5 protein-coding genes are annotated in these 7,116 nt (G+C 70.1%); all 5 read right to left on the bottom strand.

Going from position 1 to position 7,116, the window contains the following annotated elements; all coding sequences use genetic code 11:
• Window positions 1-76: 76 nt before the first annotated feature.
• The 5 genes from ACFXB5_RS36900 to ACFXB5_RS36880 all read right to left on the bottom strand — a co-directional run bounded on the left by ACFXB5_RS36900 (window position 77) and on the right by ACFXB5_RS36880 (window position 7,067).
• Window positions 77-2,521, bottom strand: coding sequence for a carbohydrate-binding protein (locus ACFXB5_RS36900; protein WP_385216557.1), 2,445 nt, complete (start codon window positions 2,519-2,521; stop codon window positions 77-79).
• Window positions 2,522-2,792: 271 nt separating this feature from the next.
• Window positions 2,793-3,800: a sugar phosphate isomerase/epimerase family protein gene (locus ACFXB5_RS36895; protein WP_385216556.1), complete on the bottom strand. Its 1,008-nt coding sequence runs from the start codon at window positions 3,798-3,800 to the stop codon at window positions 2,793-2,795.
• A gap of 13 nt (window positions 3,801-3,813) precedes the next feature.
• Complete coding sequence (locus ACFXB5_RS36890) at window positions 3,814-5,004, bottom strand: Gfo/Idh/MocA family protein (protein WP_385216553.1); 1,191 nt, start codon at window positions 5,002-5,004, stop codon at window positions 3,814-3,816.
• Window positions 5,005-5,064: 60 nt separating this feature from the next.
• Window positions 5,065-6,123, bottom strand: a complete 1,059-nt coding sequence (locus tag ACFXB5_RS36885) for a substrate-binding domain-containing protein (protein ID WP_385216550.1) — start codon at window positions 6,121-6,123, stop codon at window positions 5,065-5,067.
• On the bottom strand, window positions 6,120-7,067 hold the full coding sequence (locus ACFXB5_RS36880) for an ABC transporter permease (protein ID WP_385216566.1): 948 nt from the start codon (window positions 7,065-7,067) through the stop codon (window positions 6,120-6,122). The genes ACFXB5_RS36885 and ACFXB5_RS36880 overlap by 4 nt, the downstream gene beginning before the upstream one ends.
• Window positions 7,068-7,116 lie beyond the last annotated feature (49 nt).

Here is a 7,116-nt window from a genome sequence, read left to right as displayed (position 1 = left end):
CCCCCCGGGGGGGGGGGGGGCCGGGCGGCCGCCCCCGCGCCGGGCCCCGGTCGTCAGCGCGTCAGCGCCTCGCTCGTCAGCCGGTGCCGATCGTGAAGTCGTCCACGTCGAAGAGCGCTCCCGCACCGCCCTTGAAGACGAGGGACAGCGTGGTGGTGCCGCTCGGGGGCTTCGTCAGTGTCGTCTTGACGTCCTGGAAGGTCTCCCAGTCGCCGGTCACCGGCACGGTGACGGTGCCGAGCAGCCGTCCGGTCGGGGAGCCGCTGCGGATCTCCAGCGTGCCGCCGGCGCCCGCCGAGGAGACCCGTGCGGTGAAGTCCTTGGCGTTGCCCAGCACATACGGGGTGAAGGAGATCCAGTCCCCGTTCTCGATGTTGCCGACCGTCTTGCCGCCGTTGGCCGGGGTGTGGTTGATCACCGAGACGCCCTGGCTGTCGCCGTAGTGCTCGGCCTGGCGGTGCTTGGGCTGGACGATGGACTGGTCGTGGGTGGTCAGCGGCGGCTGGCCGCCACCGCCACCGTCGGTGTACTCGGCGTCGAAGACCCCGAAGATGTTGGCGTTGGGGTCGTGTTCCCCGTCGGCGTTGGTCTTGATGGTGCCGGAGCAGCCGTTCGCCGAGGTGACGGGGTGGCCGTGGCTGTCATGGCCGAGGATGTAGGTGACCTTGACCTTGGCGCAGTCGACGGTCCCGTCCTCCGGGTCGGTCACCTTGACCTTGAACGGGACCTCGTCGCCGAAGGTGAACAGCTGGCCGTCACCGGGCAGTTGCAGCGTCACCTTGGGCGCGGTGTTGCCGACCGTGAGGTGCACATTGGCGCTGGCGGAGCGGCCGGTGGGGTCCTTGACGGTGAGGGTCGCGGTGAAGGTGCCGTTCTTCTTGTACGTGTGGGTGGGGTTGGTGGCGGCCGAGGTCGTGCCGTCGCCGAAGTCCCAGTTGTAGGTGAGGGTGTCGCCGTCGGCGTCCGAGGTGCCCGCCGAGGAGAAGGCGACCTTCATGGGCGCCTTGCCGGAGGTGCGGTCGGCGCCGGCCTCGGCGATGGGCGAGTGGCCGTCGGTGGCGTTCTCGATGCGGTAGAGCGCGGAGTGCTCGTCCCCGTTGAAGTAGCCGAGGCCGTAGTCGAGGACGTACAGCGCGCCGTCCGGGCCGAAGGCCGTGTCCATGACCTGGGTGCCGGACCACGGGAAGTCGTTGATCTTCTGCACGGCCCCGTCGGCGCCCTGCTCGATCCGCTTGATCCACTGGCGGCCGAACTCCCCCGCGAAGAAGTTCCCGTTGTAGGACTCGGGGAACTTCACCGGGGAGTCGAGCGAGGCGTCGTAGCGGTAGACCGGCCCGGCCATCGGCGACTCGGAGCCGGAGCCGAACTCGGGCACGGAGTCGTTGTCGTACGGGATCCAGGCGGGCTGGGCGGGCGGCAGATCGGTGAGCCCGGTGTTGTACCGCGAGGTGTTCTTGGGCGCGGCGCAGTCGAAGGCCGGGCCGGAGGTGCCGGTGGCGAAGTCGTAGTCGCGGTACGGCTTGTTATCGGCGATGCAGTACGGCCAGCCGTAGTTGCCGGCCTTGGTCACTCGGGCGAACTCGACGGCGCCGCCCGGTCCGCGCTCGGGGTTGGCGGCGCCGGCGTCCGGTCCGTAGTCGCCGACGTAGACCGTGCCGGTCGGCTTGTCGACACTGATCCGGAACGGGTTGCGGAAGCCCATCGCGTAGATCTCGGGCCGGGTCTTCTCGGTGCCGGGCGCGAAGAGGTTGCCGTCCGGGACGGTGTACGAGCCGTCGTCGGCCACCTTGATGCGGAGGACCTTGCCGCGCAGGTCGTTGCTGTTGCCCGCGGAGCGCCGGGCGTCATAGGCGGGGTTGCGGTTCTCCCGCTCGTCGATGGGGGTGAAGCCGTCGGAGGCGAACGGGTTGCTGTCGTCGCCGGTGGACAGGTACAGGTTGCCGTCGGCGTCGAAGTCGATGTCCCCGCCCACGTGGCAGCAGATGCCGCGGGACGCGGGGACGTCCAGGACCTTCTTCTCACTGCCGGTGTTCAGGGTGCCGTCGGCGTTGAGGGTGAAGCGGGAGAGACGGTTGACACCGTCGAACTTGGCGAAGTCGGCGGCCGTGCCCTCGTTGGGGGCGTCACCGGCGGGGGTGTCGAGCGGGGGCGCGTAGTAGAGGTAGATGGCGCGGTTGTCGGCGAAGCCGGGGTCGATGCCGACGCCCTGCAGCCCTTCTTCGTCGTGCGAGTAGACGGGCAGCTTGCCGGACACCTTGGTCTCGCCCGTGGCGTCGGTCAGCCACAGGGTGCCGTCGCGCGAGGTGTGCAGCACGGAGCGGTCGGGGAGCACGGCGAGCGTCATGGGCTCACCGGTCTCCTCCACGCCCTTGGCCAGGGTGACCTGCTGGAACTGCTCGGCTGCCGGGGCGGGTTGATCCGCGCCCGCCGGCGGAGCGGTGAAGGCGAGCCCCGCGCCGACGAGCAGTGCGCTCGTGACGAGCGCGAGGGGCCCGCGCAGTCGAAGCCTTTTCCTGTGCACGCTGATCCTCCGTGAAAAGAGGGGGGTACGGGCGGGCCGTCAGGCCGCCGTGACTGGCACAGGCGCGCGCCGTCGCGCCGGGATGACCGGTCCGGGGCGAGGGGCCCCTATGTGACCGGTACATCTCAAGGACCGTAGCGGGGTTTGTCCGGTCCGGAAACCCCTTTGACACAAAACAGCTGCTGCTTCATCCACGGGCAGGACAAAGCTGGGTGGGGGCGCGGTGTGCGGTCCCCCACCCAGGGGCCCTTCGGGCGGCGGGTCCTCGTCGCTACTTGTCCCCGCCGCCGAAGGCCGCGTCGAACGACGCCGTCGGCGGGTCGAAGTCGAAGTGCTTCAGCCGGGCCAGCGCCTCCGGGGCGCCGGTGAGCCGGTCCATCCCGGCGTCCTCCCACTCGACCGACACCGGACCGTCGTATCCGATCGAGCGCAGCATCCGGAACACGTCCTCCCACGGCACATCGCCATGGCCCGCGGAGACGAAGTCCCAGCCGCGGCGGGGATCGCCCCAGGGCAGATGGGAGCCGAGGCGGCCGTTGCGGCCGTCCAGCCGCTTCCGGGCCTCCTTGCAGTCCACGTGGTAGATCCGGTCCCGGAAGTCCCACAGGAAGCCCACCGGGTCCAGGTCCTGCCAGACGAAGTGGCTGGGGTCGAAGTTGAGCCCGAAGGCGGGGCGGTGGCCGACGGCCTCCAGGGCCTGGTGGGTGGTCCAGTAGTCATAGGCGATCTCGCTGGGGTGCACCTCGTGGGCGAAGCGCACGCCCTCGGCGTCGAAGACGTCGAGGACCGGGTTCCAGCGCTCGGCGAAGTCCTCGTAGCCCCGCTCGATCATCCCCGGCACCACCGGCGGGAACATCGCCACCAGATGCCAGATGGAGGAGCCGGTGAAGCCGATGACGGTGCGCACCCCGAAGGCGGCCGCGGCGCGTGCGGTGTCGGCCATCTCGGCGGCGGCCCGCCGCCGGACGCCCTCCGCGTCGCCGTCGCCCCAGATCCGGGCGGGCAGGATGGCCTTGTGGCGCTCGTCGATGGGCGAGTCGCACACGGCCTGGCCGACCAGGTGGTTGGAGATGGCCCAGCACTTGAGGCCGTACTTCTCCAGCAGCTCGCGCCGCCCGTCCAGATAGCCGGACTCGCCGAGCGCCCGGTCCACCTCGAAGTGGTCGCCCCAGCAGGCGAGTTCCAGTCCGTCGTAGCCGAAGTCACGGGCCAGCCGGCAGACCTCCTCCAGAGGAAGGTCGGCCCACTGGCCGGTGAAGAGCGTGAAGGGTCTGGGCATTCCGGCCTCCTCCTCAGACGGGTACGGGGGTGTAGACGCAGTTCTTCTCCGCGCTCTCCTCCACGGCGGCCAGCACCCGCTGCACCTGCAGCCCGTCCTCGAAGGACGGCTCGGGGCCGGTTCCGTCGGCGATCGCGAACACCATGTCCCGCGCCTGGTGGACGAAGGTGTGCTCATAGCCGAGGGCGTGGCCCGGCGGCCACCACCCCTCGAGGTAGGGGTGCTCGGGCTCGGTCACCAGGATCCGGCGGAAGCCGGAGTCGACGGCGGGCTCGGTGTGGTCGTGGAAGGACAGCTCATTGAGTCGTTCCAGATCGAAGGCGAGCGAACCACGATCGCCGTTGAGCTCGATCCTGAGCGAGTTCTTACGGCCCGCGGCGAACCGGCTGGCCTCGAACGACGCCACCGCACCGGAGCCGAACCGCCCGGTGAACAGCGCCGCGTCATCGACCGTCACCGGTCCGCGCGCCGCCCCGCCCGCCCCGGCGCCGCCGAGCCCGGCCACCGCGCCGGCGGGCAGCGGCCGCTCCCGGATGAACGTCTCGGTGAGCGCCGAGACGCCGACCAGCCGCTCCCCCGCCAGATGCTGCGCCAGGTCGACGATGTGCGAGCCCAGGTCGCCGAGGGCGCCGGAGCCCGCGTACTCCCGCCGCAGCCGCCACACCAGGGGGAACTCCGGGTCGACGATCCAGTCCTGGAGATAGGTGACCCGGACGTGGCGCAGCACGCCGATCCGCCCGTCGGCCACCATCCGGCGGGCGTACGCGATCGCGGGCGCGCGGCGGTAGTTGAAGCCCACCATCGCCACCTGACCGCGCTCCCGCGCCCGCCGCGCCGCCTCCACCATGGCCTCCGCCTCGGCCACGGAGTTGGCGAGCGGCTTCTCGCACAGCACGTGCTTGCCCGCCTCCAGGGCCGCGATGGCGATCTCGGCATGGCTGTCGCCGGGGGTGCAGACGTCGACCACCTGCACATCGTCCCGGGCGATCAGCGCCCGCCAGTCGGTTTCGGCGGCGGCCCAGCCGTGCCGGTCCGCGGCGGTCCGTACGGCGTCCGCGTCGCGCCCGCAGACGGCGGACATCGCGGGGCGGGCGGGGAGGTCGAAGACACGGCCGACGGTGCGCCAGCCCTGGGAGTGGGCTGCGCCCATGAAGGCGTAGCCGACCATGCCGACGCCGAGTGTCTTCGCTTCAGGATTTTCCATGGGACTCCTTCTGACGATCGCAAACCGACGCGAGGTGGGGGGTCTGGCCCTCTAACGGGCTCAGCTGAATCCCGTGGGGAGGTATTCGTCCACGTTGTCCTTGGTGACGACGGCGGAGTAGAGAGTGAGAGAAGCCGGGATCTCCAGCTCCGCGAGGCCGCCGACGCCCTTGCCCTGACCGAGTGCGCGGGCGAGGTCGATGGCGGAGGCGGCCATGGTGGGCGGGTAGAGCACGGTGGCCTTCAGCACGCTGTTGTCGGCCTTGATGGCGTCCATGGCGTGCTTGGCGCCCGCGCCGCCGACCATGAGGAAGTCATCGCGCCCGGCCTGCTTGATGGCGCGCTCGGCGCCGACGCCCTGGTCGTCGTCGTGGTTCCACAGGGCGTCGAAGTCGGAGTGGGCCTGGAGCAGCTGGGCCATCTTCGCCTGGCCCGACTCGACCGTGAACTCAGCGGCCTGGCGGCCGACCTTCTTGATGTTGGGGTAGTTCTTCAGGGCGTCGTTGAAGCCCTCGGTGCGCTGCCGGGTCAGCTCCAGGTTGTCGATCCCGGCCAACTCGATGACCTTGGCGTTCTTCTTGCCCTTGAGCTGCTCGCCGATGTAGCGCCCGGCGTTGAGGCCCATGCCGTAGTTGTCGCCGCCGATCCAGCAGCGGTACGCCTGCGGGGAGGCGAAGATCCGGTCGAGGTTGACCACCGGGATGCCCGCCCGCATGGCCTTCAGTCCGACCTGGGTGAGCGCCTTACCGTCGGCGGGCAGGATGACCAGGACGTCGACCTTCTTGTTGATGAGGGTCTCGATCTGGCCGATCTGCTGAGCGGTGTCGTTGGAGCCCTCGGTGGCCTCCAGAGTGACGTCCTTGTACTCCTTGGCGCGCCGCTTGGCCTGCTCGTTGATGGCGTTGAGCCAGCCGTGGTCGGCCTGGGGCCCGGCGAAGCCGATGGTGACCGCCTTACCGGGCTTGTCATTGGCCGTGTTCGCGGCCTGCTTGGCGTTGTCGCCGTCGTCGTTGTTCTCGTTGCTGGTGCACCCGGCGGCGAACATCGCGCCCGCCGCGGCGGTGCCCAGGAGGAGGTTTCTGCGACTGGTGGTGGCGGAGGAGCTCTTGGCATTCCTCATGGCGTCGAACGACCCTTCTGTACCAGGACGGCGGCGACGATGATCGCGCCCTTGGCGATCTGCTGGACATCGCTCTGAAGGTTGTTCAGGGCGAACAGATTGGTGATGGTGGTGAAGACGAGGACGCCGAGGACGGAGCCGGTGATGGTGCCGCGGCCGCCGCTGAGCAGCGTGCCACCGATGATCGCGGCGGCGATGGCGTCGAGTTCGTAGAGGTTGCCGTTGGTGTTCTGGCCGGAGCCGGTGAGGACGACCAGCATGAAGGCGGCGACACCGCAGCACAGCCCGGAGAGCAGATACAGCAGCAGCCGCTGCCGCCGGACGTCGATGCCCGCGAGCCGGGCCGCCTCCGCGTTGCCGCCGATGGCGACCGTGCGCCGGCCGAAGGTGGTGCGGTTGAGCACCAGCCAGCCCACCACGGTCACCGCGGCGAAGATGATCACCAGCGGCGGTATGCCGAGGACGTAGGCGTCCGGGAGCCCCAGGTCCAGGACCTGGTTGACGGTGACGACCTGGGTCTTGCCGTCGCTGATCTGCAGGGCGAGACCGCGGGCCGAGGCGAGCATCGCCAGCGTGGCGATGAACGGGACCATCCCGCCGTACGCGATGAGCACCCCGTTGACCAGTCCGCAGCCGACTCCCACCAGGACCGCGCACAGCAGAATGCCGCCGAGCCCGTAGTCCTGGGTGGCGAGCGTGGTGGCCCACACCGAGGCCAGCGCGACGATCGCGCCGACCGACAGATCGATGCCGCCGCTGGTGATGACGAAGGTCACGCCGACGGTGACGACGCCGATGACAGACGCCTGGGTGAGCACGAGCTGGAGGTTGTCGGTGCTGAGGAACTCATCGGGCTTGGTGAAGCCGCCGACGGCGATCAGCACCGCCAGCACCCCGACGAGGGAGAGGTTGCGCAGGTCGGCCAGGCGCCGCAGCCTGCTCAGCGGATCGGTGTCGGTGCGGCCGGCCGGCGGTTTGCCGACCGGACCGGCC

Source organism: Streptomyces sp. NPDC059455 (assembly GCF_042750115.1).
GTDB lineage: Bacteria > Actinomycetota > Actinomycetes > Streptomycetales > Streptomycetaceae > Streptomyces > Streptomyces endocoffeicus.
Note: the sequence above shows the minus strand (reverse complement) of the source record. Positions and strands in the feature narration are given on the sequence as shown.

Bases quoted from the DNA above. Each gene is read 5' to 3' on its own strand.
- ACFXB5_RS36895 (WP_385216556.1), bottom strand. From the start codon at position 3,800: ATGCCCAGACCCTTCACGCTCTTCACCGGCCAGTGGGCCGACCTTCCT.
- ACFXB5_RS36890 (WP_385216553.1), bottom strand. From the start codon at position 5,004: ATGGAAAATCCTGAAGCGAAGACACTCGGCGTCGGCATGGTCGGCTAC.
- ACFXB5_RS36885 (WP_385216550.1), bottom strand. From the start codon at position 6,123: ATGAGGAATGCCAAGAGCTCCTCCGCCACCACCAGTCGCAGAAACCTC.